Origin of the sequence: Pseudoalteromonas agarivorans (genome assembly GCF_024518735.1) — a bacterium.
GTDB lineage: Bacteria > Pseudomonadota > Gammaproteobacteria > Enterobacterales > Alteromonadaceae > Pseudoalteromonas > Pseudoalteromonas atlantica.
Genome location: NZ_JANIGJ010000001.1, coordinates 23,607 through 50,516 on the forward strand (window position 1 = coordinate 23,607; position 26,910 = coordinate 50,516).

A 26,910-nucleotide genomic window follows, 5' to 3' on the forward strand; every position below is an offset into this window, starting at 1 on the left:
TAAAATTAGCCGCAGTTAGGTGGTTAATAAAGGGCCGTGGTTCTTTGTGTTGGGGGTAAAAATGCACCTGTTTGCAAAAAATAAAGTGTGTGTTGTATTACTTGTTGGTTGTAGCGCATTCCCGTGTGGCTTACATCAAGGGTAATAAAATCACGCATATTAGTAGGGCGTGTTGGTATTTGATGGTTGAATTTGCAGCAGTGTGTTTGGTTTTTAGGCAAGGCAGAGCCTGTGAAGTGTGGTTATTCCCCATAAATAGGCGATAACGCTGCATAAATGCCAAACATGCGCTGCCCTTTGGGTTCTGCCTAGGGGCGATAAACTCTTTGTTGCCTACATGGATGTAGGTAAGGGGCGTGAGCAGGACGCGGAAGCTTTACTTGGTTTTTACTTAGCCCACTAGGTTACAAACCTCGCGCCGCGATTTAATCGCCCCTAGATTGAACAAATTTCAATCCGCAAAAATCAACACGCCCTCAGCTTGGTTGATTCTACAGACACCAAGCCATCGTTTTTACCTTTAAAATAATGCTGTGTCAGGGGGGATGCTTTAGTACCGGCTATTACGCCTAAATTAATGTCCAGCTCATTTATAGTGTTGCCCAAACTCTTACTGCCTGTAATTAGAGATTGGCTTACACCGCCGGCTATATGCATTAACCATGAACCATTTAAATTATTAGCTAATTCGCTGCCATTGTTGGGCGTGCCAATTAACACGACATTTCCAAGTGTACTACCATTAAAACCCCGGAGGTTATTCTGTAAGTAGGCTCTAATAACTAAGCCACCTAGGGAGTGGCCTACAAAATGTACTTTACTCGCGTTAGCAATACAGGCATTAATTTGTGTGGTTGTTTGCGTAAACACAGCCTCAACACTTTGCCCTAAAGAGGCGTAATTTAGGCTGCATACCTTATAATGTGCACGTTTAAGCTGCTGGGCAAAATATCGCATTGCCCAATCGCTTCTGCCTAACCCATGGGCAAGTACTACCAGCTCATCATTAGGTTTATACTGCACAGGGAGGTTATTGGTACTTTTACAACCGGTTAGGAAAAGTAAAAGTATTAGGCCGATTACTAATGGTTTTTTCATTACTTTTACACCCTACACACGTTCGCTATTAGCAATTATATTGTCCATTTAAAAGCAGTGTGCTGCTCAGTAACCGCCCATAATTTGCTTAGCACAGGCTGATCTAAAGCAAACGGCTCAAGTTTGCATATTCCTACGGGGCCGCTCCAATTCCATCTTCCTGATGGGCCATAATATGCACGCTGTTTTAGGTTATGCTTGGTGGCACACATAACTTCAGGGTATGCACCTTGCTCTGCCGATTGTGCTAAGCCCATTTTTACTATTAGTGACCAGGTAAATCGGGTTGCAAAGTTAACATTATCGCCAATAAGAGAGGTATTAACTGCACCTGGGTGACACACAAACACCTGCACATTTTTATTAGCCGCGGCTATTTTATTTTGCAGCTCATAAGCAAACATCATTTGTGCAAGCTTACTGTGGCAGTAGGTTTTATTTGGGTGGTAGTTTTTATTCCAATTCATGTCATCAAATTGAATCGTTTTAAGCCCCATTTTGTAGCCTTCACTGGCCACTACAACAATACGCCCGCTAGATTGCTCTATTTTGTTAAAAAGTAAACCACACAGTAAAAAGTGCCCATAGTGGTTAACCCCTAACTGACTTTCAAAGCCGTCTTTAGTAAATTGCTGAGTCGCGACCTGTGCAATAGCACCGTTACAAATAAGTGCATCTATGTGTGGCACAGTTTGTAATACCTCGTTGGCTGCATGGCGTACTGATGCAAGCTCTGCTAGGTCCATTTTTATAAAGCTCACATCGGTATTATTGCCAAACTCCTGTTTTAACTTAGCAATAGCTTCATCTGATTTTAAAGGGTTACGATTGAGCATAACTACTTTTGCGCCTTTAGCGAGTAATAGTCGGGTTGCTTTAAAGCCTGCGCCTGTATTTGCTCCCGTTATTAGATAGCATTTACCAACTAAAGAACTGAGTTGGTCGGGAGTCCAGCCAGAAGGGCCAAATGGGTTAGTTGCGCTCATCAGTTAAATTCCTATCAATATAAGTATAAATATGCAGTACAGGGCTATGCGCATTGTTCCACATTGCTTGTTAGGTAATATAACTCTCGCTACTAGGTGTAACTAGGCGATATCCTCTTTAAAATATGCCTATTTGTATCGCTGCATTGAGAATGTGTATTTACGGTGCTAGATTGGATTTATTCACTATTTAAAGGGAATGGGTGAGTGAGCAAACACCACATTAAGCAACTTATACAAAATAGCCTGTCTTTTAACGATGTAAACAACGATGAAAATTATGCTCAAGGGCTAATAGAAACGGGTATTAAAGGTGTTCAGTTGTTTAAAGTAACGCAGGCTATGCGCTGTGCACCTGCGGTATACGAGCCGTGTATTGTTGCTATAGTCAGTGGCGCTAAAGAAGCCATACTCGATGGTAAGCATTTTATATACGATGAAAATAATTATATGTGCTGCCCTATGTCTATGCCAGTAGAAGCGGGTACACCCACGGCTTCACCTGAGAACCCCTTGCTAGGCGTTATTGTATCGCTAGATACAAAAGTGATGACCGAATTATCTATTACCATGGCTGCACAAGGTGTAAAAAAACACGCATCAGGCCCCAAAACGCAAGGGCTTACACTCGCTGCGTGGGATGACTCATTTACCGATTCATTACTACGATTGCTGCAACTTGTAGGCAACCCTGTAGATATTGCGGTTTTAGGCGAAGGGCGACTGCGAGAATTATATTACGCCATATTAAACGGACAGGCAGGTAGTAGTGTGCACCAAGCCTTTGGCGTAGGAAACGACATAGCACGCTCAATTGATTATTTGGCATCTCGATTAGATGAAACCATAACCATAGACGATATGGCAGCAAAAATTGGCGTAAGTAGGGCAGTTTTGCATCGAAAATTTAAGGATGCGACCAGTATGTCGCCGATTCAATTTGTTAAATCTATGCGCTTAAATACCGCTGCGATGAAAATTGCAGCGGGTATGAACGTAAGTTCGGCGGCCATGTCGGTAGGCTATGTTAGCTCATCACAATTTAGCCGAGAATTTAAACGTATGTATGGGCAATCGCCAAAGCAGTGGAGCCAAGCAAAGGAGTTACCTCAGGAGCTTGTTGAGCAATCGATTGCTCAAACAGTTGATCAAACAACCAGCCTGAGGGATTGATCATGGATAATATAGTCATTTTTAGGGTTGTTGGTGCGGTATTAATTATTTTTGGCATAGTGTTAGCTGCCAACCCTGAGCTGATAAGCAATAAGCCAGTTCCTAATGATATTTTTAAGGCCGTAGAGCGCAGAATTTGGTGGGGGTTATTTATTGGTTTTGGCTTATTGCTGCAATTTCATCATCAGCTTGTACCTTGGCAAGCTAGCATAGCGGCAACACTGTCATCGTTACTCGTAGGACTATTAATTGCAAGGCTTATTGGCATTATGTTAGATGGCTCGGTAGCAAAACAGTGGCTGAATGTGGGTATTGAAATAGTGATACTGGCGCCTCTAATTTGGTGGTATTTAAAAGTACGCACTTAGTATCAGAGTTAAACCGCTATAAATCTTAGTATCGCCTTAGAGTGTAACGCTTAATACCTTTAAGGCATGATAAGCAAACAAAGGCGTTTACCCATGAGCTTTACTTTGAGTTAGCGCCATTTCTTCAGACCAAGGTACATAGAGTGCAGGAGTTAAGTTTTTATTATCGGCCAAAATTACTTTCGCGATTGGCCGTCCGAAATATTCAGTTGGCTCAAATGAGCAAATATCTTTTAGATTAATTGAAATATAACAATTTGCTTTTTTGATTAATAAAGCTGATTCATCCATACGTGCATGAACTGTTATTTGTAAGTTCATGTAAGGAACCATAGATACTATGTGTTCACCTAAGTGAAATCTTTCTCGCTCTATCTCATCTCCTATTGCTTTTAAATAGTTAATATATGCTTTCCAACGCTTTAAAATTAATAAGGTTAAAAATGAAATAAAACAAATTAGGCTTAAAAGAATCGAATGAAATACAGAAAATTGACCCAAATAATAAAATGCACCCGCCAGTATAAGCACAACAGCTAAATTTAATAATGACCACTTATTTGGCTGAAATTTTGAATGATTACTTTGCAAAATACATCCTTGAAGTTATGTGGTTTCTTACAGCGCTAACGCAGAAACCTTCTTAAATTATTATTCACTATTAATAGCAGGTTGTATGTTTTTTTACCACCTTTAGCCTGAGTCATATTTGATAACCAGAGATACAATAATATTAACAATTGCTATATTAAAAAAAACTTTTAACTAGGAGTCCCCTTTTAATAGCAAAGCAGAATAAAGAGCTAGCTCCTTGCTTTGCTCTTTTACTTAGCTTATTACTCCCTCAAATAATTATTTTTAAATAGTTGTGATTATTTCAGCGATACTGCGAATAACTAGATAAGAAGGTTATGTGAGTATTATCGTGCAGCTAAAATGTTTATATAAATGTGTACAGGCTATGTTGCATTAGCCTAAGCGCCGCACTTTATTACTTTTAAAAACAGGTGCATTAGAAATTAAACACAATGAAACTGTGATGAGCCAACTACGTGATGAGATTAATTTAGATGGTGGATTTATGCGTAAATGAACACCAATAAAAAAGCACTGTTTACTCAAACAATGGAGCAGCATAAAGGCATTATTTATAAAATTGTTAACTCGTACTGTCAAAACCAGCACGACAGGCAAGACCTAGCGCAAGAAATACTCACCACCATGTGGCTTGCTTATGATAATTACGACAAAGACTATAAGTTTTCTACGTGGATGTACCGAATAGCACTGAATGTGGCGATTTCCTATTACCGCAAAGACAGTAAACGAGAAGATAAAGCCAATGAAAGTGAGCAGTGCATTGTGCACATAGCCGACCTATCAGCGCACAATGATAAAAGCGAAGAGGTTAAGCAGCTTTATGAGTTTATAGCAAAGCTCGATAAGTTAAATAAAGCCATAGTATTGCTGTATTTAGAAGGCGAACCCCATCAAAGCATAGCGACGAGTTTAGGCATAAGTAAAACCAACGTCGCTACGCGAATTGGCCGCATTAAAGAAACACTAAAAAATCAATTTGAAAAACAGGGGGCTTAATATGAATTTAGATAACATTAAAAACACATGGCAGCAGCAAAATAGTGTTAACGAATCGGCCATTACAATAAACCAATCACTGCTGAGCGAAACAAAAGTGAATAAACAAATGAAAGAGCTTAATGCTATGAAGTGGGCACGTATTATTGAAAGCGCAGCCTTTTTTTTTATTATTGTTTTATTGGGGCAGTACATTGCAAATAACTTTAGTGTTTCAGCGCCTTCAATATCTGCGTTGATACTGAGTGTATTTTCCATTGCTGGCCTTGCAGGTAATATCGGCCAAATAGTGCATATTGCTAACATTGATTATGCAAAGCCAATTAGCCAACTTCAAAAAGACGTTTACCGCCTTTGCTCACATAAATTACAACTAACTAAGTTGTTACTTATGTCAGTTCCTTTTTATATGGCTTATGTGTTTATTGGCTTTGATGTGCTATTTGAAATTGACTTGTATGCACACTTAGAGCAACACATGGTTTGGGTTTACAGCGTGTCATCACTACTACTTTTAATAATTACAAGCTTCGTATTCGCTAAACTAAACAACACAAATATCGCAACTCCTTGGGTTAAACGCACCATTGCATTTATCGTCGGTGAGCGTTTAGTAAATATGGCGCAATTTATAAATGATATAGACTCGACAGACAGCTAAACGATTAGATGCCGGATTACTGCAGTGCGACTAGAAGTGGATTAGCTAAGGCTTAAGCTGTTAGTTATCAAATACGATAACTTGATTTTTACCAGCAGCCTTAGCTTTATATAATAGTTGGTCTGCGTTTTCATATAACCTTTCAAACTTAGAGCGTTTGGTATCACCTTTATCTACACCCGCACTAATTGTGACTCCTGTTAATTCAGGTGATATGTCATTTAAATTAAGGCTAGCAATGGCTAATACAAGCCTATGTGAAATCTTTTTTACGGTTTCAACATCATTGCTTGGAAAGAATACTACAAACTCTTCTCCGCCATATCGTCCAACAATATCTTTTTCTCTAGTTTGAACTTTTAAAGCATGAGCGACCCTTTGAAGAACTTTATCACCAGCATTATGTCCAAATCGATCATTAATGAGTTTAAAGTTATCTATATCTGCAATGAGTAAAAAACCACTTTGTTTATCTAAGCGTGAAACTTGTTCATGAAAGCCTTTTCTATTTAACACTTTTGTCAAAGGGTCGATTAACGATTCATTAGTGATTGTTATATTAAGTCGTTTTAATTTTTTAATATGACGAATTGAGAAAAACAAAATGAGAATGAAAAGGCCAAGGTTAATAAACAGAATTATATTTAACCTAATATGATCAGCCGCTTTGCTTTGCCAATCAATTTCGCTTGCAAATGCAAAGCTACTAAATAAAGAAAGACTAAATAGCACTAATTTTAAAATATACATTTTTTGATAAGGTAAAAACACAAATTAGGCAACTTATAAACGAATGTAATAACAGGCCTTGAATGCCAATACTTAAATAGGGCCCAATCATCTTAGCATCAGATACATCTAGCAAAACACCCCATGAAACAACCAAGTATAAAAACCCAATTAAGAGTAATGATATAGATATTGTTTCAGATTTTAATTTACTGACATACATAGAAAATAAAGCTATGAGAAGTAATGAGCCTAACGAAGATAAAATAGTCATCGGCTCAAACCATAAACCAGGGGCCTCAATGAAAGAGTGATTTGCATTAGCTTCCCAAAACTCAGGAAAAGCCAAAACTTTTAGAATATCGACGTGTGAAAATATGAGCAAAAGTTCTTCAAATTTCACTCCTGCAACAGACTCGTTAAAAGCAATAAAGGTGATAAAGCCATTCGAGAGCCATATAAAAAACGCTGAAGTAATGGCTAAAAGCAAATTGTATAATTGTGATTTATTGCTATAGCTTTTCAATTATTAGTCCGTTTTTTCTTTAAACTCGCACAAGTCTTCAATAATACAGCTGCCGCATTTAGGTTTACGTGCTACGCAGGTGTAGCGCCCGTGTAGTATTAACCAGTGGTGTACGTCTACTTTAAATTCTTTAGGGACAACCTTTTCAAGCTTTTGCTCAACGGCGACTACATCTTTGCCCATAGCAAATTTGGTGCGGTTTGAAACACGAAAAATATGCGTGTCTACGGCAATGGTCGGCCAGCCGAAGGCTGTGTTGAGTACGACATTTGCGGTTTTTCGGCCAACACCGGGTAGGGCTTCTAGAGCTTCGCGGTTCTCGGGAACAATGCCATTATGTTGATCAACCAATATTTGGCACATTTTGTACACGTTTGCGGCTTTTGAATTAAATAAGCCAATGGTTTTTATATAATCGCGAAGCGCATCGTGGCCAATATCTAAAATGGCTTGTGGCGTATTAGCAACCGGAAATAATTTACGGGTGGCTTTATTTACCCCTACATCGGTGGCTTGTGCAGAGAGCGTAACGGCTACTAGTAGCTCAAATGGGCTTGAATATTCAAGCTCGGTTTCTGGATGCGGGTTTTGCTCGCGCAAGCGCGAGAGTATTTGGTGACGTTTTTCTTTATTCATGCAACTTAAAACGCATTAGCTAATAGCGTTAATGCGTTTTCCCCTTAAGTTAAGCTAGTAACACGTGCGCGTGGGCCTTTTTCGGCTTCTGGCGGCGTTACTTGTTTTGATTTTATTTGTGCGTCAATAACATTTTTTGCTGCTATTAGCAGCCCAAGCCCTAAAAAGGCGCCGGGTGGTAAAATAGCGAGTAAAAACTGGCTATCGAAACTAAATATTTCCAAGCGTAGGCTTTGTGCCCATGGCCCTAGAAGCAAATCGGCTCCATCAAATAATGTACCTTGGCCTATCAGTTCGCGCATTGCACCTAGTACTAACAGTACGGCCATAAAGCCTAAGCCCATCATTAGGCCATCGAATGCAGACAGGTGAACAGGATTTTTAGAGGCATACGCCTCTGCACGGCCAATAATGGCGCAGTTAGTTACTATTAGTGGAATAAATATGCCTAATGATTGATACAAGCCAAAGGTGTACGCATTCATAAGTAGCTGAACTATGGTCACAAAGCCTGCAATAATCATTACAAATACCGGAATACGAATGTCTTTAGGCACCCAATTACGCACAACTGAAACAGTAATATTAGAGCCTACTAAAACTAATAAAGTGGCTAACCCTAGGCCAAGTGCGTTGGTTACAGTTGATGTTACAGCTAAAAGCGGGCATAAACCGAGTAGCTGCACTAGCGCGGGGTTATTAGCCCATACGCCTTCTTTGTATAAGGTTTTTAACTCACTCATTGGGTTACCTCTTGGCAAGCATTAGGCTGTTTAAAAATGGCGTCAAAGTTAGTTTTTGCAAATAATACGGCATTTTTTACCGAGCCTACCACGGCGCGAGGGGTAATTGTTGCACCGGTAAATTGGTCAAACTGGCCACCATCCTTTTTTACCGCCCAACGGGCATCGTCTTCACTTTGAACCGTTAAATCGTTAAATGTAGTGATCCACAGCGACTTTTTAACTTCTACTTTATCGCCTAAGCCGGGCGTTTCTTCGTGCTTAGTAGTACGAACGCCGGCAATGGTGCCATCAGCAAGTACGGCGGTTAATAAGTTAATATCGCCACTGTAACCACTAGGTGTTACGTGTCTTATTACAAGTGCAACAGGTTGCTGATTTTTATAAGCGCGGTAAATAACTTGCTCGGGGTAAGGACCCAGTTGTTCGTCGCTCATAATTACGCAATTTGTATTGAGCTGATTATCGTAGCTGCTTGGGTTTAATACCTCTTGTAATTGTGAGGTTAATTGCAAGCGTTCTTGCTCGGCAATTTTATCGGCGGTAAAGGCATCAATTGAGGCAACTAAGCCTGTTGTTATCAGTGCAAAGGCGGTTAATATCGCGCCATTTTTAGCCATTGATGAAATAATCATTTTACTGCTCCGTGGCCATAAGTGCGTGGTTGGGTGTAGTAATCAATCAGCGGTACAGCAATATTAATTAATAATACACTAAAGGCTACCGCATCAGGGAAACCACCAAAGGTGCGAATTAAATACACCAACAAGCCAATTAACGCGCCATAAATTAAGCGCCCTTTATTGGTAGTTGCAGCCGAAACAGGATCGGTGGCGATAAAAAATGCGCCCATCATGGTTGCGCCACTTAATAAGTGAAATACCATACCCGGCTCGGTACCCGGTTCGGCAATATAGCCAATGGCACTGCACAGCGCTAGTGAGCCTATAAAGCTTACTGGAATATGCCAGTTTATAATTTTAGCTTTTAAAAGGTATAAACCACCGGCTAAAAAGCCTAGGTTAACCCATAGCCAACCAAGCCCAGCCCATTGAGAAAAAATCGGTTTTTGCATACTTTCGCTAACGGTTAGACCATGTGCTACATCGGTTTTAACTGTATCAAGCGGGGTGGCCATGGTGAGGCCATCAACGCCGGCACGGACTTGATCAACACTAAAGCCCAGAGCGGTAAAATCAGTAAATATAAGGCGTAATTGGTCAATAAAGCCAATTGGGGCATTAAGTAAATCGGTAACGGGTAACCAAGCGGTCATTTGCACCGGAAACGAGACTAAAAGTAGTACGTATGCGGCCATTGCTGGGTTAAATAAGTTAAACCCAAGCCCACCATAAAGTTGCTTTACAATCACAATGGCAAATAAACAGCCAATAATAATGACCCACCAAGGCGCCAGCGGCGGAATACTCAGTGCTAACAGCACACCAGTAAGCCAAGCACTACCATCACTCAATGCAGGCCAAACAGGGCGTTTACGCATTAACATAATGGCTGCTTCAAATACGCTTACAGCAACAAGTGCCAGTACTAACTGAATAAGTACGCCAGTCCCAAAAAATACCACTTGCGCTATTAGCCCAGGAATACACGCAGCAATTACGGTTAGCATTAATCGCGTTAACGACTTATGGCTATGGTTGTGCGGCGAACTGGCCATGGTTAATTTCATGACTGATCATTTCCTTCTTTTTGTAACTTTTTAGCTTTGGCGCGCGCTATTGCGGCGGCCACGGCGGCTTTTTTCTTCTCTGCTGCAGTTTGCTCAGAGGCCGTTTGCTCAGAGTCTGAACCGCTGCTGGTTTGTGGCTCATTGCTTTGTTCAGGTGCGCTGTGTTCACTTGCTGCTGGTTGCTCAGCTTCTTTAGCGGCTTTTTTAGCTTTAGCGCGGGCAATAGCAGCAGCTACGGCCGCTTTTTTGTCATCAGCAGGAGAGTGTGTTTGTGAGTTTTCAGGCTCAACTTCACCTGTTTGCTCAGCAGCACTTGGTTCATCTGATTGCTGGGCTTGCGCAGCCGCTTTAGCGGCTTTTTTAGCTTTAGCACGCGCGATAGCAGCAGCTACCGCTGCTTTTTTATCATCTGCGGGCGCGGGGGCTTCATCACTTTGTGGCTCTGCTTCTTGCTCAGCTTGCGCCGCTTTTTTAGCTTTAGCACGCGCAATAGCAGCAGCTACCGCTGCTTTTTTATCATCTGCGGGCGCGGGGGCTTCATCGCTTTGTGGCTCTGCTTCTTGCTCAGCTTGCGCCGCTTTTTTCGCTTTAGCGCGAGCAATAGCAGCAGCTACCGCAGCTTTTTTATCATCAGCTGGGGCGGGCGCTTCATCGTTTTGTGGCTCTGCACTTTGCTCAGCTTTTTTAGCTTTAGCACGGGCAATAGCAGCAGCTACGGCTGCTTTTTTATCATCAGGTGCGGCGGTTGCTTCATCGCTTTGTGGCTCAGCGCTTTGCTCAGCTTGCGCCGCTTTTTTCGCTTTAGCGCGTGCAATAGCAGCAGCTACGGCTGACTTTTTATCATCAGGTGCTGATGATGACTCGCCCTCGGCAGCTTTTTGTTCTTTATATTTACGTGCTTTTTCTTTACGTAGTGCGCGCTCTTTAGCTACTTCACTGTTATCTGGCTCTAACTCTTCACCTTGCTGTTTTTTCGCTTTGGCGCGGGCAATTGCAGCGGCTACAGCAGATTTTTCATCGCCATTCGATGATTTGCTCTTAACGCGGGCAAGGGCATCCGCTACTTTTTGTTTTTCATCTGATGTTTTTGCCGCTGGTTTACGTTTATGGCGGTTTTGACGTTCTTGTTGCTCGCGCTCTAGGCGTTCTTTACGGGCGTCAAAGCGCTCTTTTGCTCTATCGGCTTTAATTTTTTCGGCTTGCTGCTCTTTTATTTCTACTTTTGCTACGCGGTAATACTGCACCAATGGAATTTCGCTTGGGCATACATACGCACACGCGCCACATTCAATACAATCAAATAAGTTGTGCTCTTGTAATTTGTCGTATTCTTTTGATTTTGCAAACCATTGTAATTGCTGGGGTAATAACGAAGCAGGGCAGGCATCTGCACAGGCACTACAACGTATACAGGCTTTTTCAGGCCCTGGCTCTGCAAGCTCTTTATGATCGGGGGCTAAAATACAGTTGGTGGTTTTAATTACCCCAATACGCACAGTCGGTAAGGTAAAGCCCATCATCGGCCCGCCCATAACAACGCGCTGCTGGGGTACGGGTGAAAAACCTTGGCAATCAAGCAGGTGCTTAACTTCGGTGCCTAATAATGCCCATACATTACCTGCATTATGAATGGTGTTACCTGTTACTGTAACAACGCGCTCTATAAGCGGTTTACCTTCGTACACCGCTTGTTGCACAGCAAACAAAGTTCCTGTGTTGTGTACTAAAATACCAATATCGGCAGGAATACCGCCACTGGGTACTTCACGGTTTGTAAGTAATTTAATTAATTGTTTTTCGCCACCCGATGGATAAACAGTAGGCACCGTTTGAATAACAATATTGGCGTTGTGCTCTGCGGCACTTTTCATAGCCGCTATGGCTTCGGGCTTATTATCTTCAATGCCAACAATACACAGTGTCGGATTTAAAATTTGTTGCATTAACTCAATGCCTTGCACTACTTGCTTGGCATGTTCACGCATTAACACATCGTCGGCTGTTATGTATGGTTCGCACTCAACAGCATTAACAATTAAAAACTCAATAGGTTGTTTTATATCGGCTTTTACATAAGTAGGAAAGCCTGCTCCACCCATACCACTTATACCTGCTTGATGAATTATATCGACTAATTCATCGTGGCTAAGCTCACTTGGGTTAGGTGTTGGGGTTAGTTCGCACCATTGATCTTTGCCATCAGGCTCAATAATAATACTTAGCTCAGGTAAAGCCGATGGATGTGCCGAAGGCATAGAAGCAATATCTGTTATGGTGCCAGAGCTGGGCGCATGTACAGGCACAGACCAATTCGCAACGGGCACGGTAAGTGCTTGGCCTTTTAATACCTGTTGGCCTTTTTCTACAATTAATTTACCGTTAGCACCAATGTGCTGTTTAATTGGTACAACTAACTTATCAGGTAGAGGAAGCCTAGCAATACGCGCACTGTTAGAGAGTGTTTTTTGTTGTGGTGGATGCACGCCGCCCGGGAATGCCCAAACAGTGCCTTTTTTAATTTGTTCAAGTAACTTTTCCACTCAAACCTCTAATCTATTTGCGTGACAGGAATAGCATCAAGTTGCCATTTCCAGTTTTGTTTTGTTTCGGCTACAGGCAGCATATCAATGCAATCTACAGGGCAGGGCTCTACACATAAATCGCAGCCGGTACATTCTTCTATTAGTACAGTGTGCATTTGGCGTGTAGCACCGACAATGGCATCCACAGGGCATGCCTGAATACACTTAGTACAGCCTATGCACTCGTCTTCGCGAATATAGGCCACTGTTTTTATCGGCTCTGCTTGTTCGCCACCGGCAAGCGGTTTAGGCTCTACGCCCATTAAATCGGCCAGCTTTTTAACCGTTGCTTCACCGCCTGGTGGGCATTTATTAATTTCATCTCCGTTGGCAATTGCCTCAGCGTAGGGACGACAGCCCGGATAGCCACACTGGCCACACTGGGTTTGCGGTAAAATGGTATCTATTTGCTCAACAATTGGGTCGCCTTCTACACGAAAGCGAATAGCTGCAAAGCCTAAAATAAGTCCAAAAACAAGCGCTAGCGAGCCAAGCGCTATCAAGGCATACATTAAGGTCATATTAAAACTTCACTAATCCGGTAAAACCCATAAACGCCATCGACATTAAGCCGGCGGTGATCATAGCTATTGAGGCGCCTTTAAACGGGGTAGGAACATCTGCAGCAGCAAGGCGTTCGCGCAGCGCTGCAAATAATACAAGTACTAATGAAAAGCCAACGGCTGCGCCAAAACCATACACGGCCGATTGTAAAAAGGTGTGATCTTCTTTTATGTTAAGAAGCGCAACACCTAATACCGCACAGTTAGTGGTGATCAGCGGTAAAAATATACCCAGTAAACGGTATAAAGTCGGGCTAGTTTTACGCACAACCATTTCGGTAAATTGCACCACAACGGCAATCACTAAAATAAAGCTCATGGTGCGTAAAAATTCGATATCTAGCGGCGCTAAAATATATTGATTAACTAAATAGCTTGTAACAGAGGCAAGGGTAAGCACAAACGTGGTTGCTAAAGACATACCAATAGCGGTATCAAGCTTGCCTGATACACCCATAAATGGACATAAGCCTAAAAATTGTACTAATACAAAGTTATTAACTAGAACGGTTCCAATCAATAACAAGACATATTCTGTCATGTGTGCCTCGCGCTATTAAAATCCTGTGTATTATCCTTTTTTCTGCCCCGATAAACAACATATGCGAGTCGTTATCAGTTAAATAAACACAGTAAAATAATTAAGCGATCACAAAGCTGTAAAATTTATGTGATTTTAAAGTAAGCGAAAAATTAAACAGTTAAACGCAAAAAAGAGCACATGTGCTCTTTTTTACTTTCATTAAGGGTAGGTGCTAAATATCTTTAGGTTTTTCTATGTAATAACCTTGTACGCCGTCTAGGCAAAGCGTTTCTACTATGTGTTTTTCTTCTTGGCTTTCAACGCCCTCTGCAAACACACTCACACCAATGCGGTGGGCTAAATCAACCATTAGGCGCATAAAGTATTGATTGTTTTTATCATCTTCTAGGCCGCGGGTGTAACTTGCATCCATTTTAATAAAGTCTGGTTTTAAATCACGGAAAAACTTAAACGACGTTAGTCCAACACCAAAGCGTTCAACCGTTACGCGGGCACCTACGCGATGCACCATATCAATAAAACGTTTACTGGCTTTAATATTTTGCTGTAGGCCAAACTCACTTACTTCAAATACTAATTTAGAGGCTATATGCGTATCTTTTAATAAGCGGCGCTCTAACCAAATAACAAATTGATCGTTATGTGCACTTGATGCGGTTACATTCAGGCCAAAAAACTTTTCAGAGAGGTTACGGCTTTTAATTTTTTCAAGTGATGAGTCAATAATTAAGCGGTCAATTTCTATGGCCATATCGAGTTTTTCAGCCATGGCTAAAAACGAGGCCGTAGGAAGCACTTGGTTATCTTCGGTTTTAAAGCGCACTTGTATCTCTGCATACGCCTTAATACTTTTACCCAGCGGCATAATATTTTGCATTACTAAGTGAACACGTTTTGATTCAATTACTTCGTTAATCACTTTACGCCAGTTCTGGTTACCAAACCCAGCACTTACATTATTAACTAAATCGGTTTCGCGCTGCACATGCCATGCATTTACTTGCTTAGATTGCGCCATGCTCATTGCGTTATCGACAACCGATAATAGCTCACCCAGCGGTTTGCCTTTTTCGTAGCCCACAATACCTGTATTAGCCACAGAGCTTAGCTCTTGATTTTGTTGATATTGAGTAAAGCGCGATTGCAGGTTTTCACCAAAACGCTCTGCTTCTTTAAGTGGGGTATTAGGCAGTACAATGGCAAAGTCTGAGCTATTTAGCCTAAATACTTGGCTGCCGGTGTAAGTGCCGCTTATATGCTTAATTATATCCGCCACACCTTTAACGTAGTCATCACCTTTTTGGTAGCCACGGCTTTGGTTTATAGTTTGCAGCTCACTACAGCGTACAAGCGCTAACGATCCAAACGTACTGCGCTCACTGTTTTCGATGTGTTTTTCGTAATATTCAACAAACATATTACGGTTACCTAATTCGGTAATTACATCTTTATAGGCTTCTTGTTTGATACTTAGGGCAGCGTTTTGAATATCATCATTTTTATTTTTTAAAAAATGCGAAAGGCGATTAAAGCTCGGGACTAAATCTTTACCTAGCTTTTTCATTTTACTGGCATCAAGTGCGGTGTCTAAGTCGTCGCCAATTTGATTTTGGTTAATGTAAATGTCTATTACATCGGCAACGGTCATGCTGATATTTTTATTTAAGCTATGAAAAATAGACTTCATTAATATGATAGGAATAATCACTAAAAAGGCAGAAATAAATATAACTATAAATAACGAGGTTTGTAACTGCTGCGCTAAACGTTCAATGTTGAGGGTAAATTCTACTTTTATATCTGCAGCGTCGTTAACGGCAAACTGTGGGCGAACCGAATTAAAGCTAGATTGAATAAATTCAGCAAACATGGGTAGCTGGGTAGGGGAGTTAACTGAAAATACTTCAGCCCCTTGGTAGTCTCTTAGTATAAAGCTTGAAAACGTTTTACCATCGCCAATCGCTTTTTTTATACTTTCAGGCGAAAGCTCATCACTTGTTAAGCTGTTAATGTAACGTGTTACACTGGTTTGTGCTGAAGTTTGTGCTTCACTTACTGCATTATTAAAGCTTACAGATATGAAGTAGCTTCCAGCCGCAACACATACAAGCCAAGACAGGATTTGTATAAAAATAAGTTTTTTAAAGCCAGCCATGTTATCAATCTTTTAATAGTTCAAAAGGAAAGGAATCAGGTCCTTGATCATTCAACTAATAGCAACACATTAGAATAGATATTATGTTTTAGTTATAAAGCAGAAGAGTAGTGGAAAATTACTGAAATGTCTATGAAATTCTTATGATTGGCTCCCCCTCCCCGACTCGAACGGGGGACCTGCGGATTAACAGTCCGTCGCTCTAACCAACTGAGCTAAGGGGGAACAAATAGAGATGTCATTTTATGATTTGGCTCCCCCTCCCCGACTCGAACGGGGGACCTGCGGATTAACAGTCCGTCGCTCTAACCAACTGAGCTAAGGGGGAACTACATCATAAACATAAACTTGGCTCCCCCTCCCCGACTCGAACGGGGGACCTGCGGATTAACAGTCCGTCGCTCTAACCAACTGAGCTAAGGGGGAATCGTTTATGATTGAAAAACTTGGCTCCCCCTCCCCGACTCGAACGGGGGACCTGCGGATTAACAGTCCGTCGCTCTAACCAACTGAGCTAAGGGGGAAGCGTCATGCCTTTCAACGGGGCGAAATATTAATGATGGAGCCGCAAAGTGTCAACATATAAAAGTCATAAATTTAAAAAAGAAGTTTATTCGTTGTTTTTATGTTCGATCTGCGCATTTTATAACTCTATTTATGCAAAACACGGCGGTAAATCTCTATTTAGACTCACACCAATGTGAAAAAAACAGCGCCCATAAAATAGCCATTGTTTAATTTATGTGTAAAAAATGCCGCTGAGACAAAATTTATCGCGGCAAATCAGTAAATTTGTATTTAACCTGGTTGTCATAAAACCGAGTATAAATTTAGCTAGCAGATCTTTTTAAAAAATCCAGCAGGGTAGTTTTTTCGTATTACGGTATTTAAGAGGGGTTAAACTAATAAAGCCGTGGCTGGAAACTTTATTTTAAAAAGCTGTACAAAAACAAAACAATCAATAAGTTGCTAAATATTTGCGTAAACTAATTAAGTCACTTATAGCTGTATTAGGCACAAAGATTTGGCTTAGCTTAATTTTTTGTTTGCAAGCATTGATAAGTTTTTAACTTTAACTTTGAGCAAAGGTTGGACCTGAGCTGAATTTTAGCCAGCGCGCAAGCCTTTATAAATGCGGGCTCAGCTGAGTTATCCACGGTTTCTGTGGATAACTCTGTTTATGAAACTTTAAGAACACTGTCCCGACCAGAGTTTTAGGGCGCTACAACGATTTCAAGCTTTTAAAACGATTTTTTTATTACTATAAAAAACATAGGGTTATAAATGCATGCTGAATTACCAGGCAACGATGAGTAAATTAATTCGTTACGATAAAGATTAATACCGCGCTGTGTAAAAATTCAGCGAATTTGCAGGGTTAAATGTTAAAAAAGTAATAAAAATGTTCACTTATTGTTTTTTTGCGCTCTAAGGGCGTATTTGTGCACAAATGCTTAAAAATTCAACTTTAGCTATTTTTTTAATTGTTGCTTTATCATTAGTATGAAATCCATTGATAAATCCGTGGCTTGAATTGCTATGATGCTTTAAAATGGCTCGCTCAGTAAAAGAGGCTTATTTATTCCATGCGCGAAACTTCACATTCTCAATCACGCCCAGATTTACTTAACGATCCCATCTTGCCTACATTGAAAAAAATGACCATCCCGATGATATTTGGCATGGTCACGCTAATGATGTTCAATATAGTCGATACATTTTTTATCAGTATGTTGGGCACAGAGCCCCTTGCGGCGGTAAGCTTTACGTTTCCGGTAACCTTTACGGTAATAAGCCTAGCCATAGGTTTAGGTATTGGCACATCAGCGGTGATAGCGAAAGCCTTAGGCAGTAATAAAATAGAAGAGGCGCGTTTTGATGCCAGTGTGTCGCTTATTGTGGCGCTACTATTAGTTATTTTACTTTCGTTTGTTGGATATTTACTAATCGACCCAATATTCACTTTATTAGGGGCCGGACAATTAGTGCTGCCACTTATTCATGAGTATATGAATATTTGGTTTATTGGTAGCGTATTTTTAATTACCCCCATGATAGGTAATTCGGTATTACGAGCCAGTGGCGATACTAAAACACCCAGCATAGTAATGGGTGGGGCAGGGCTTATTAATGCCATACTCGATCCTATTTTAATATTTGGCTGGGGCCCAGTACCGGCATTAGGCATTCAAGGTGCCGCTATTGCCAGTGTTATTGCCTGGGGCGTAGCGGTTATTATTATTTTATATGTGCTGGGCGTTAAAAAGCGGCTATTAAGCTTAAAAGCCGGTAATCAAACTGCGGCCAGTGCAATTAAAAAAGTACTTAAAATAGGTTTACCCGCAGCGGGGGCTAACATGCTTACCCCAGTAGCAATGGCAGTGATGACCGCACTCGTTGCCAATCATGGACCCGAAGCGGTTGCCGCTTTTGGTGTGGGCAGCCGTATTGAATCAATTGCCAGTATTTTAGTGCTGGCCTTGTCGATGACATTGCCTCCTTTTGTTAGCCAAAACTTTGGGGCGGGTAAATTAGGCCGCGTAAAAGAGGCGTACATTGGTACGCTTAAATTTGTGATGTTATGGCAATTTGCTATTTATATTTTACTCATTGCGCTGTCAGGGGTAATAAGCCAATTATTTGGTAAAGAACAAGCTGTAATCGATGTTATTAAGCTCTTTATATACACCATACCGCTAAGTTATGGTTTTCAAGGGGTGATCATTTTATCAAATTCATCGTTTAATGCTTTACACAAACCTATGAATGCATTGTTTTTAAGTATTATTCGTTTGTTTGTTTTTTATCTGCCTTTTGCTTATGTAGGCAGTATGCTAGGTGGCTTGATTGGTTTATTTATTGGCGCTGCAATCGGTAATGTATTCACAGGGTTAGTCGCGTACAAATGGTTTGTAAAAGAGCTAGATGCAATATGTAGTAACACGGTAACGGAGTAAATGAATGAGTGATCACTTTGAGCTAAAGTCACAATTTAAACCCGCGGGCGATCAACCCACAGCGATTAAACAGCTTGAAGAAGGCTTAGAAGCCGGGCTTGCGCATCAAACCTTACTCGGTGCTACAGGTACAGGTAAAACATTTACCATGGCCAATATTATTAGCGATTTAAATCGCCCAACAATAATAATGGCGCATAATAAAACACTAGCCGCGCAGTTGTATGGAGAAATGAAAGAGTTTTTTCCTAATAATGCAGTTGAGTATTTTGTATCTTACTACGATTACTACCAGCCAGAAGCCTACGTGGTTGCCAGCGATACGTTTATAGAAAAAGACGCCTCTATTAATGAGCACATAGAGCAAATGCGTTTAAGTGCTACTAAGGCATTGCTTGAACGCCGCGATACCATAATAGTGGCCTCTGTGTCGGCTATTTATGGTTTGGGCGACCCCGACTCATACATGAAAATGATGCTGCTTTTAAAAGTAGGCGAACAGGTCGACCAACGCGATATGCTGCGCCGTTTAGCTGAGCTGCAATATACTCGTAACGACATTGACTTTAGCCGTGGTACTTACCGTGTACGTGGCGAAGTTGTTGATATATTTCCTGCCGAGTCAGACACCTATGCAGTACGTGTAGAAATGTTTGATGACGAAATAGAGCGCCTTAGTATTTTTGATCCCCTTACTGGTGCGGTAGAAAAACACATAGTACGTGCCACTATTTACCCTAAAACGCACTATGTAACGCCACGCGAAAAAATTCTTGATGCCATAGAAAAAATAAAAGCTGAGCTTAAAGAACGCAGAGCACAATTATTAAGTGCCAATAAATTAGTAGAAGAGCAGCGCATAGCGCAGCGAACACAATACGACATAGAAATGATGACCGAGCTTGGTTATTGCTCGGGCATAGAAAACTACAGCCGTTATTTGTCGGGGCGTACACCGGGCGATCCGCCACCCACATTACTAGATTATCTTCCTGATGATGCATTGATGATCATCGATGAATCGCACGTAACCGTATCGCAAATAGGTGCCATGTATAAAGGCGATAGAAGCCGTAAAGAAAACCTAGTTGAATATGGCTTTAGAATGCCATCGGCGATGGATAACCGCCCATTGCGCTTTGAAGAATTTGAAGCCATAGCACCGCAAACGATTTATGTATCGGCAACGCCGGGTGATTTTGAATTAGAGCGCAGCGCAGGCGAAGTAGCAGAACAAGTTATACGCCCAACGGGCCTGTTAGACCCTGAAATAGAAATACGCCCTGTAGGCACTCAGGTAGATGATTTACTCTCAGAAATTTATAAATGTGTAGAAAAAGGTGAGCGAGTATTGGTAACCACCCTTACCAAGCGCATGTCTGAGGATTTAACCGATTACTTAAGCGAGCACAATGTAAAAGTACGTTACCTGCACTCAGACATAGACACAGTAGAACGCGTTGAAATAATTCGTGATTTACGCGCCGGTGTGTTTGATGTGTTAGTGGGTATTAACTTATTACGAGAAGGCTTAGATATGCCAGAAGTGGCGCTAGTTGCCATTTTAGATGCCGATAAAGAAGGCTTTTTACGCTCAGCGCGTTCGCTTATTCAAACCATTGGTCGTGCTGCACGTCACCTCGACGGGCGCGCCATTTTATACGCCGATAAAGTCACTAAATCGATGGACAAAGCGATTAGCGAAACACAGCGCCGCCGCGAAATACAACACGCCTTTAATATAGAACACGGCATTGAGCCGCAAGCCTTGGTTAAAAAGATCACCGATATTATGGATGTGGGCGAAGAAGCCGCACCACAAGATAACCTTAAGCTGGTACGTAAAGAGTCTAAAAAAATACTCAGTGCGAAAGAAATTGCCACACAAATTAAACAGCTTGAAAGCAAAATGCATGCTTATGCCAGCGATCTTGAATTTGAAAAAGCCGCGTCTGTACGCGACGAAATACACGAACTACAACAACAGTTGATTAACTAAATGACACCCGATTTTTCGCCCCTAATAAGCGCGCTTGAAGATGCGCCATTACTACAAAACGAACTATGCCGCGTATTTCATGGTCGCGGCCATAGCGTGGCATCGCTAAGCCATATTAATTTAGACTTTTATCCGCCAAGCTTGTTTTTAATTTCGTACGATGAAATTGACGAAGCCACGGTAAATACACTGACCAGTACCCTTTGGGCGTGGGCGCAGCAGCATCACCCTGAATTAATATCTGCATTGGTGTATCAACAGCGCGCGGGTGTACAAAGCAGCAATCGTTTAGTGCATGGTAATCTTCCCTCGCCACATGTGGTAAAAGAAAACGGCATTGGTTTTTTAGTGGATTTAACAAGCCGCCAAAACACCGGAATATTCCCCGATATGCGAAGTGGACGTGAGTTTGTCTCTGCCAATAGTAAACATGCAAAAGTACTTAATTTGTTTTCATACACGTGTGGTTTTTCGCTTGCGGCAATGCAAGGCGGGGCTGATCACGTTATGAACATGGATATGAGCAAAGGCGTACTTAAAGTCGGTAAGCAAAACCACCAACTTAATGGTTTTGAGCGCGGAGTGAGTTTTTTACCGCACGATATTTTAAAGTCGTTTGGTAAATTAAAAAAATCAGCGCCGTTTGATTTAATTATTGTAGACCCGCCAAGCTTTCAAAAGGGCAGCTTTATTCTAACTAAAGATTATCAAAAGGTGCTGCGCAGATTACCCGAACTACTGTGCGATACCACACAGCTTTTATTATGCGCTAATAGCCCAGAGCTTAGCGAAAATGCGTTTAAAGCTTTAATAAACGAGCACACCCAAGGAGCAATAGAATTTGTTGAGCGCCTTGCACCAACGGCCCGTTTTGTAGAAGTAGACAGCAATAAAAGCTTAAAAGCGTTAGTGTATAAAACGGCACATACCGCAACTTATACCAATTCGCAATAATACTTAATCATTTTAAGGGGCTAAACGTGTCGCTATCTGTGTTAAAAAACTCTCATTTAGAACAACTAAATAGCGAATTTTTTGCCTAGCTATCAACACGTTTTTCCAGCCTCAAAATAGATCACTTAATTAAGCTAATTGGTATTAAATGAAACTGAGTAAGCGTTTAAACGCAATTAATGCGTTAATTACTGACCCCGTTGATGTTATTTGGGATTGCTGCTGCGATCATGGTTACTTAGGCATTGCACTATTAAAGCGCCGCGCTGCAAAACAGGTTAATTTTGTAGATGTGGTAGATAAAATAATGGCCGAGCTGAGCGAGCACCTTACAAATATTAGCCAAACACTACCAAGTGATGTGCAATATAAAGTACATTGCCAAGATGTAAGAGAAATAAAGCTCGTTCCAAATGCGTTAAATACTGTGGTTATTGCAGGTGTTGGCGGTGAGCTGTTACTAAAACTTGTTGCCGGCATTATTAAAAACAATTGCGTGGCATCTGTAGCAAGCACCCGCTTTATAGTTTGCCCTATACACCATACTTATCATTTGCGCAGTGGTTTAGCCAAATTAAGCTTTGGCCTTGAAAGCGAGCAATTAATCACTGAGAACAACCGCTATTATGAGCTTATAGAGGTAAGTCAACGTAGCACAGCGTTGCTCACATCTACCGGTAACAGCATGTGGGATTTAAATAATGCATCGCACAAGCAATACCTTAAACAGTTACTCACTCATTATAATAAAATGCTTAATAAAGATGAGCTTTATTATCAAAAAGTTATAACAGATTATAAAAAGCTCAGCGACGCTTAAAAATGGCTTATTTAGCGCTAATAGTGTGATCTAATGCAAGGCGCAAAAACGTAACATCAACATAGATTATATCGCCTTGCGCGAGTTTATTTGGTTTATGTATGTCAGATAAAAAAAGTCGCATTGAGCCGCTGCTCAGTGCAGAGCAAAAATGGCAAAACAGTTACGAGCAGCCAATTTCGTATGCTCCATTAGTGCAACTTGCTAATAACAGCTGGATAGTTCCACAGCACTTTTTACGCTATAAACACACCTTACAAAGCGTTAATAAAGTACTAGAAAATATCAATTTTTCAGCGCACTTTAGAGTGCTTGCTGCACAAAAAGATCAGCAACTTTATTTACAAGTTGCCGTACTGAGCCCCGATAATTACAAAACCAGTAGTTACGCGGGTGAGGGCACAGCAAAAAAATTACTGTTTGGCAGACGCTGGATAGTAGAGGAAAACTTACCAACCTCCGAGCTTATTCAAACAGCGTTTTTAGCGCTTAAAATAGCGCGAGAGCACGAGGTAAGAGAGCTGTTTCAACTTACTCACAGCAATAATACCACCAGCACGCCATTTAATAATCATCATGATTTACCGGTTATGGCACAAAATGCAGAGCTTGTTATTGCACACGCACCGCAGGGCAATGAGCAACATTGCACTATTGAGCAGTTATTAAAACGGGTGGTATTTGCAGGTGCTAAGGTATCGCTAAGTGCTATGCAGCAAATAAGCTCGCAGCAGTGGTTATACACCTTAAAATTACACTGCAATACTTGTCAGCTTACAGAATTTAATAATAAAACCTTTTCATTTTTAACCAGTGATAGCAGCGCAAATAGCCTTTTACATGGCTTTATTAATGCCCTGGTTGATATTAGTAATGAGTATGTAAGTGAGCAATTTAAATACCAGGGGTTTGCCCGATTTAGTAAACACAATTGCGTAGAAAAAATAGGTGCACTTAGTGTGGCAATGCGCTCGCCAAAAGTGTTGGGGCTGTGCTCACTTGGCAAGCAACATGCAAATAAGCTTAACTTTGAAATTGATAGTTCGCGTGCGCCACAAGGTTGCGGCCAAGCTATAGATGGGTTTTTAGCTGCCCACGGTATAGAGCAGCCAGAAAATGCACATTTATATCGTTTTTAAAGGCGGTTAATTTCTTCTTTTGTGGTGTAGCTTGAGTCTGTCACTATGGCCTCAAGCGTTTGCACGCGCTCTTTTAAAGCAACCACTTGGGCACTTACCTCGGCCAGTTGTTTATTTGCATCTTGGTTGCTATCTTGCATTTTGTGTTTAAATTCAAGGTGTTTTTTGTACATATCGTAAATAACCCCAGAGCCAACCGATATAAGCACAATAAGTACTATCATTGTAGTGCCTGACATAACCACTTCCTTTTTATAGTTTTAACTGTTGCATAAAGTATAACCATATTTAGCAGCGGTTAAACCTGACAATTGTAACTTTATTTGTCGATTGCAGCGTGGAGTTGTGTTCATCATTGATACACCTGCGTTATTGTTTAATAACTAATGGCGTAATTAATAAGTCTATTTGAGATTAAACCGTGTGACTTTAAAGCCAACATTTTATTGTGTTGCTTTACTCAGCAGTTTTAACGCGCTCTATGCCAGCGTTAACCTTGTATTTAATTGTGTATTAATGCAAACGGGTATAGTGTTTACAGACTTATAGGTCCTTATTTTATAATCAATACAGTGAGTTGCTATGTTAAATAATAAAATACCTCCGGTTATTGTCGTGCTCGTTTTTGCAGGCATTATGGCGTTAATAGCCCATTACAGTGTGATTGATTTTACTGCGTTTATTGCCTACTTAGCAGCGAGCTTAGTCATTATAGGGTGCGCATTTTGTATAGCCGCAGTGGTAAGCTTTAAACTTGCACGCACCACAGTTAATCCAAATAAGCCCGAGCAAGCATCAAAGTTGGTAACCAGTGGCGTATATAAAATTTCACGTAATCCTATGTATGTAGGCTTTGCGTTTATTTTAGCTGGCTGGGGTATTTGGCTTAGTTCGCTGTGGGCACTTTTATGTGTTGCTGGGTTTATTGCTTATTTAACGTTTTTTCAAATAATTCCTGAGGAGCGGGCGCTTAGCAAATTATTTGGCCAAGAATTCACAGAGTATAAAAACAAAGTAAAACGCTGGTTGTAATTTACAAGCAAATACAAAAAAGGCTATCGAGATGATAGCCTTTTTGCGTTCAGCGCTAATAAATTAGCTGTGTTTTCAATGAAACCCCATAACTAGCGCGTCAGCTAAATAGTGTTATTCGTACTCGATTGGATCAGTGACGTTATTAAGCGAAAATGCCTCTAAACGTTCTTGGCAAGCACCACATTTACCACAGGCTTTTTCGCGTCCGTTATAACAGGTCCATGTTTGGCTGTAGTCTAAGCCCATTTTTATGCCATCGGTTAAAATATCAATTTTGGTGTTATTTAAGTACGGGCTAAAAATTTCTACAGCGTCGTAGTTAGCAATACGACATACATCATCCATTTTTTGCACAAACTCAGGACGGCAATCAGGGTAAATAGCATGATCCCCCGAATGCGCGCCATAATATACTTTGCTCGCTTTTAAAGACACGGCGTAACCAACCGCCAGCGAAAGCAAAATCATATTACGATTAGGCACTATGGTGCTTTTCATGCTTTCTTCTTCGTAATGACCTTCTGGTACATCAATATCATCAGTCAGTGATGAGCCGCCAATAAGCTGGTTAATAGCTGATATATCTACAATTTTATGTGGAACATTAAGTTTTTCACACACATTTGCAGCCACTTCAAGCTCTTTAACATGACGCTGACCATAGTCAAATGAAAGGGCATAAACATCATGGCCTTGTTGTAAGGCTTTATTTAATACGGTAAACGAATCCATACCGCCGGAATAAATAACAACTACTTTTTGCGTCATATCTGGATTGCTCTTTAGTTTTAATAGAGGTTTATATCAGGGCGCGATATACTACACGGCCGCAGCTTAAATAACAATTTTTGGGCAGCGCTTTTTCGTCTTTTATAGTAGCAATTTTGCAGCTAGGCAGTAAGTGAGATCTCTTTTGTACAAAATTAATGAAGTGTTTGAAACCATCCAAGGTGAAGCAAGTTTTACCGGCACACCCTCAATATTTTTGCGTTTGCAAGGCTGCCCAGTGGGCTGCGCATGGTGTGATACTAAACAAACTTGGGAAGTCGATAACGTGTACAAAGTATCGCTTGATGAAACGGTAGAAAAAAAAGCCGATTCAGATCATTGGGCCGATGCCAGCGCCGAGCAAGTACTTGAGTTGTTTAAATCACGTGGCTATACAGCCAAGCATGTTGTAATTACCGGCGGCGAGCCGTGTATGTACGATTTAAACCCAGTGTGTAAGCTATTGCACGATAACGGCTTTACGACACAAATAGAAACCAGCGGCACCTTTGAAATACTTGCCCCTAAGCAAACCTGGGTTACCGTATCGCCTAAAATTAATATGCGCGGCGGCTACGAAGTACTTACCAGCGCCATGAAGCGCGCCAACGAGATAAAGCACCCAGTAGCGATGCAAAAGCACGTAGAAGAGCTTGAAGCGCTATTTGCCAAAACAGGTGTTAACCCTAAACTTGTTTACTTACAGCCAATCAGCCAAAAAGTGTCAGCCACCAAATTAGCCATCGACACCTGTATTGCCAAAAACTGGCGCTTATCAGTGCAGGTACATAAGTATTTAGGGATTAGCTAAAGCGAAAGGGCAGCTGTAAGTGTTTAGCTGTAAGCGATAAGCGCTCTGCGTTAAGTTATATTCCGTAGATACAAGGTTGGGTTTGGTGAAACGAAACCCAACGAACCTCCAATACCCACACCCCAATAATCCCGTATTATATATTTGAAAACGTAGGTCGGATAAGCGAAGCGCCATCCGACACAGTAACTTATTTAAGTTTCGACAAATATAAATAGCTAAATAATTTATGATGTATGAAGTCAAGATTTGAACCCTCAGGTTCTCTTGTAGGTTGGGTTGAGTGAAACGAAACCCAACACCACAACTTCATTGCTCACTCTTTATATAAACCACCACACCAGCTTATTTAAACGCGTAGGTCGGATAAGCGAAGC

General features: G+C 41.1%; 26 protein-coding genes and 4 tRNA genes. 11 read left to right on the forward strand and 19 right to left on the reverse strand.

Going from position 1 to position 26,910, the window contains the following annotated elements:
• Nucleotides 1-465: 465 nt before the first annotated feature.
• Both NQT65_RS00085 and NQT65_RS00090 read right to left on the reverse strand, forming a co-directional pair.
• The gene (locus tag NQT65_RS00085) at nt 466-1,098 is read right to left on the reverse strand and encodes an alpha/beta fold hydrolase (RefSeq protein ID WP_256850211.1); all 633 of its coding nucleotides are present in this window, start codon (nt 1,096-1,098) and stop codon (nt 466-468) included.
• Between the two features lie 35 nt (nt 1,099-1,133).
• A complete protein-coding gene (locus NQT65_RS00090; protein ID WP_256850212.1) occupies nt 1,134-2,084 on the reverse strand; it encodes an SDR family oxidoreductase in 951 nt (316 codons plus the stop codon).
• Nucleotides 2,085-2,291: 207 nt separating this feature from the next.
• On the opposite strand from NQT65_RS00090, the gene NQT65_RS00095 reads away from it, so the two are divergent.
• Together NQT65_RS00095 and NQT65_RS00100 are read left to right on the forward strand one after the other, a co-directional pair.
• Entirely contained in the window at nt 2,292-3,257 is a 966-nt protein-coding gene (locus NQT65_RS00095; protein ID WP_256850213.1) for an AraC family transcriptional regulator, read from the forward strand.
• Nucleotides 3,258-3,259: 2 nt separating this feature from the next.
• The gene (locus NQT65_RS00100) at nt 3,260-3,625 is read left to right on the forward strand and encodes a DUF4345 family protein (RefSeq protein WP_024034145.1); all 366 of its coding nucleotides are present in this window, start codon (nt 3,260-3,262) and stop codon (nt 3,623-3,625) included.
• An 87-nt stretch (nt 3,626-3,712) separates the two neighbouring features.
• On the opposite strand, the gene NQT65_RS00105 is transcribed toward NQT65_RS00100, so the two are convergent.
• Complete coding sequence (locus NQT65_RS00105) at nt 3,713-4,216, reverse strand: hypothetical protein (RefSeq protein WP_096739361.1); 504 nt, start codon at nt 4,214-4,216, stop codon at nt 3,713-3,715.
• Between the two features lie 498 nt (nt 4,217-4,714).
• Here NQT65_RS00105 and NQT65_RS00110 point away from each other — a divergent pair, with 498 nt between their 5' ends.
• Nucleotides 4,715-5,221 carry a sigma-70 family RNA polymerase sigma factor gene (locus NQT65_RS00110; RefSeq protein ID WP_256850214.1) on the forward strand — a complete coding sequence of 169 codons (507 nt, stop codon included), beginning with the start codon at nt 4,715-4,717 and terminating at the stop codon, nt 5,219-5,221.
• A gap of 1 nt (nt 5,222) precedes the next feature.
• The gene (locus tag NQT65_RS00115) at nt 5,223-5,882 is read left to right on the forward strand and encodes a hypothetical protein (protein ID WP_256850215.1); all 660 of its coding nucleotides are present in this window, start codon (nt 5,223-5,225) and stop codon (nt 5,880-5,882) included.
• Between the two features lie 60 nt (nt 5,883-5,942).
• Here NQT65_RS00115 and NQT65_RS00120 read toward each other — a convergent pair whose 3' ends face one another.
• The 14 genes from NQT65_RS00120 to NQT65_RS00185 all read right to left on the reverse strand — a co-directional run bounded on the left by NQT65_RS00120 (nt 5,943) and on the right by NQT65_RS00185 (nt 16,574).
• The gene (locus NQT65_RS00120; protein WP_024034141.1) at nt 5,943-6,653 is read right to left on the reverse strand and encodes a GGDEF domain-containing protein; all 711 of its coding nucleotides are present in this window, start codon (nt 6,651-6,653) and stop codon (nt 5,943-5,945) included.
• Nucleotides 6,604-7,137, reverse strand: a complete 534-nt coding sequence (locus NQT65_RS00125) for a hypothetical protein (protein WP_256850216.1) — start codon at nt 7,135-7,137, stop codon at nt 6,604-6,606. Before NQT65_RS00125 ends, NQT65_RS00120 begins: the two co-directional genes overlap by 50 nt.
• A 3-nt stretch (nt 7,138-7,140) precedes the next feature.
• Complete coding sequence (nth, locus tag NQT65_RS00130; protein WP_024034131.1) at nt 7,141-7,773, reverse strand: endonuclease III; 633 nt, start codon at nt 7,771-7,773, stop codon at nt 7,141-7,143.
• A 44-nt stretch (nt 7,774-7,817) separates the two neighbouring features.
• Entirely contained in the window at nt 7,818-8,516 is a 699-nt protein-coding gene (locus NQT65_RS00135; RefSeq protein WP_004589483.1) for an electron transport complex subunit E, read from the reverse strand.
• Entirely contained in the window at nt 8,513-9,151 is a 639-nt protein-coding gene (gene rsxG, locus NQT65_RS00140; protein ID WP_054983414.1) for an electron transport complex subunit RsxG, read from the reverse strand. The genes NQT65_RS00135 and rsxG overlap by 4 nt, the downstream gene beginning before the upstream one ends.
• Nucleotides 9,148-10,206 (reverse strand): electron transport complex subunit RsxD, encoded by a 1,059-nt coding sequence (gene rsxD, locus NQT65_RS00145; RefSeq protein ID WP_256850217.1) that lies wholly within the window; start codon nt 10,204-10,206, stop codon nt 9,148-9,150. The genes rsxG and rsxD overlap by 4 nt, the downstream gene beginning before the upstream one ends.
• Complete coding sequence (rsxC, locus tag NQT65_RS00150) at nt 10,203-12,746, reverse strand: electron transport complex subunit RsxC (RefSeq protein WP_256850218.1); 2,544 nt, start codon at nt 12,744-12,746, stop codon at nt 10,203-10,205. Before rsxC ends, rsxD begins: the two co-directional genes overlap by 4 nt.
• An 8-nt stretch (nt 12,747-12,754) precedes the next feature.
• The gene (gene rsxB, locus NQT65_RS00155; RefSeq protein ID WP_004589479.1) at nt 12,755-13,309 is read right to left on the reverse strand and encodes an electron transport complex subunit RsxB; all 555 of its coding nucleotides are present in this window, start codon (nt 13,307-13,309) and stop codon (nt 12,755-12,757) included.
• A 1-nt stretch (nt 13,310) separates the two neighbouring features.
• Entirely contained in the window at nt 13,311-13,892 is a 582-nt protein-coding gene (rsxA, locus tag NQT65_RS00160) for an electron transport complex subunit RsxA (protein ID WP_004589478.1), read from the reverse strand.
• A 214-nt stretch (nt 13,893-14,106) separates the two neighbouring features.
• Nucleotides 14,107-16,050, reverse strand: a complete 1,944-nt coding sequence (locus NQT65_RS00165) for an EAL domain-containing protein (protein WP_138580029.1) — start codon at nt 16,048-16,050, stop codon at nt 14,107-14,109.
• A 148-nt stretch (nt 16,051-16,198) separates the two neighbouring features.
• Nucleotides 16,199-16,275: transfer RNA gene (locus NQT65_RS00170), tRNA-Asn, on the reverse strand.
• A gap of 26 nt (nt 16,276-16,301) precedes the next feature.
• Nucleotides 16,302-16,378: transfer RNA gene (locus NQT65_RS00175), tRNA-Asn, on the reverse strand.
• 21 nt (nt 16,379-16,399) lie between these two features.
• Nucleotides 16,400-16,476: transfer RNA gene (locus NQT65_RS00180), tRNA-Asn, on the reverse strand.
• Between the two features lie 21 nt (nt 16,477-16,497).
• Nucleotides 16,498-16,574: transfer RNA gene (locus NQT65_RS00185), tRNA-Asn, on the reverse strand.
• A 1,062-nt stretch (nt 16,575-17,636) separates the two neighbouring features.
• Here NQT65_RS00185 and NQT65_RS00190 point away from each other — a divergent pair.
• The 5 genes from NQT65_RS00190 (at nt 17,637) to NQT65_RS00210 (ending at nt 23,919) form a co-directional block, all read left to right on the forward strand.
• Complete coding sequence (locus tag NQT65_RS00190; RefSeq protein WP_126007580.1) at nt 17,637-19,007, forward strand: MATE family efflux transporter; 1,371 nt, start codon at nt 17,637-17,639, stop codon at nt 19,005-19,007.
• 4 nt (nt 19,008-19,011) lie between these two features.
• Nucleotides 19,012-21,006, forward strand: coding sequence for an excinuclease ABC subunit UvrB (gene uvrB / locus NQT65_RS00195; RefSeq protein ID WP_248462844.1), 1,995 nt, complete (start codon nt 19,012-19,014; stop codon nt 21,004-21,006).
• Complete coding sequence (locus tag NQT65_RS00200) at nt 21,007-21,960, forward strand: class I SAM-dependent methyltransferase (protein ID WP_256850219.1); 954 nt, start codon at nt 21,007-21,009, stop codon at nt 21,958-21,960.
• A gap of 148 nt (nt 21,961-22,108) precedes the next feature.
• On the forward strand, nt 22,109-22,780 hold the full coding sequence (locus NQT65_RS00205; RefSeq protein ID WP_256850220.1) for a tRNA (adenine(22)-N(1))-methyltransferase: 672 nt from the start codon (nt 22,109-22,111) through the stop codon (nt 22,778-22,780).
• 101 nt (nt 22,781-22,881) lie between these two features.
• Complete coding sequence (locus NQT65_RS00210; RefSeq protein WP_256850221.1) at nt 22,882-23,919, forward strand: hypothetical protein; 1,038 nt, start codon at nt 22,882-22,884, stop codon at nt 23,917-23,919.
• Here the strand turns inward: NQT65_RS00210 and NQT65_RS00215 are convergent.
• Nucleotides 23,916-24,158: a hypothetical protein gene (locus NQT65_RS00215; protein WP_024034198.1), complete on the reverse strand. Its 243-nt coding sequence runs from the start codon at nt 24,156-24,158 to the stop codon at nt 23,916-23,918. The two genes, NQT65_RS00210 and NQT65_RS00215, sit on opposite strands and share 4 nt — an antisense overlap.
• A 343-nt stretch (nt 24,159-24,501) precedes the next feature.
• Here NQT65_RS00215 and NQT65_RS00220 point away from each other — a divergent pair, with 343 nt between their 5' ends.
• Nucleotides 24,502-24,951, forward strand: coding sequence for a methyltransferase family protein (locus NQT65_RS00220; protein ID WP_004589470.1), 450 nt, complete (start codon nt 24,502-24,504; stop codon nt 24,949-24,951).
• Between the two features lie 114 nt (nt 24,952-25,065).
• Here the strand turns inward: NQT65_RS00220 and queC are convergent, their stop codons facing one another.
• Nucleotides 25,066-25,722, reverse strand: coding sequence for a 7-cyano-7-deazaguanine synthase QueC (gene queC, locus NQT65_RS00225; protein WP_004589469.1), 657 nt, complete (start codon nt 25,720-25,722; stop codon nt 25,066-25,068).
• A gap of 145 nt (nt 25,723-25,867) precedes the next feature.
• Here queC and queE point away from each other — a divergent pair, with 145 nt between their 5' ends.
• A complete protein-coding gene (queE, locus tag NQT65_RS00230; protein ID WP_256850581.1) occupies nt 25,868-26,533 on the forward strand; it encodes a 7-carboxy-7-deazaguanine synthase QueE in 666 nt (221 codons plus the stop codon).
• Nucleotides 26,534-26,910: the final 377 nt, after the last annotated feature.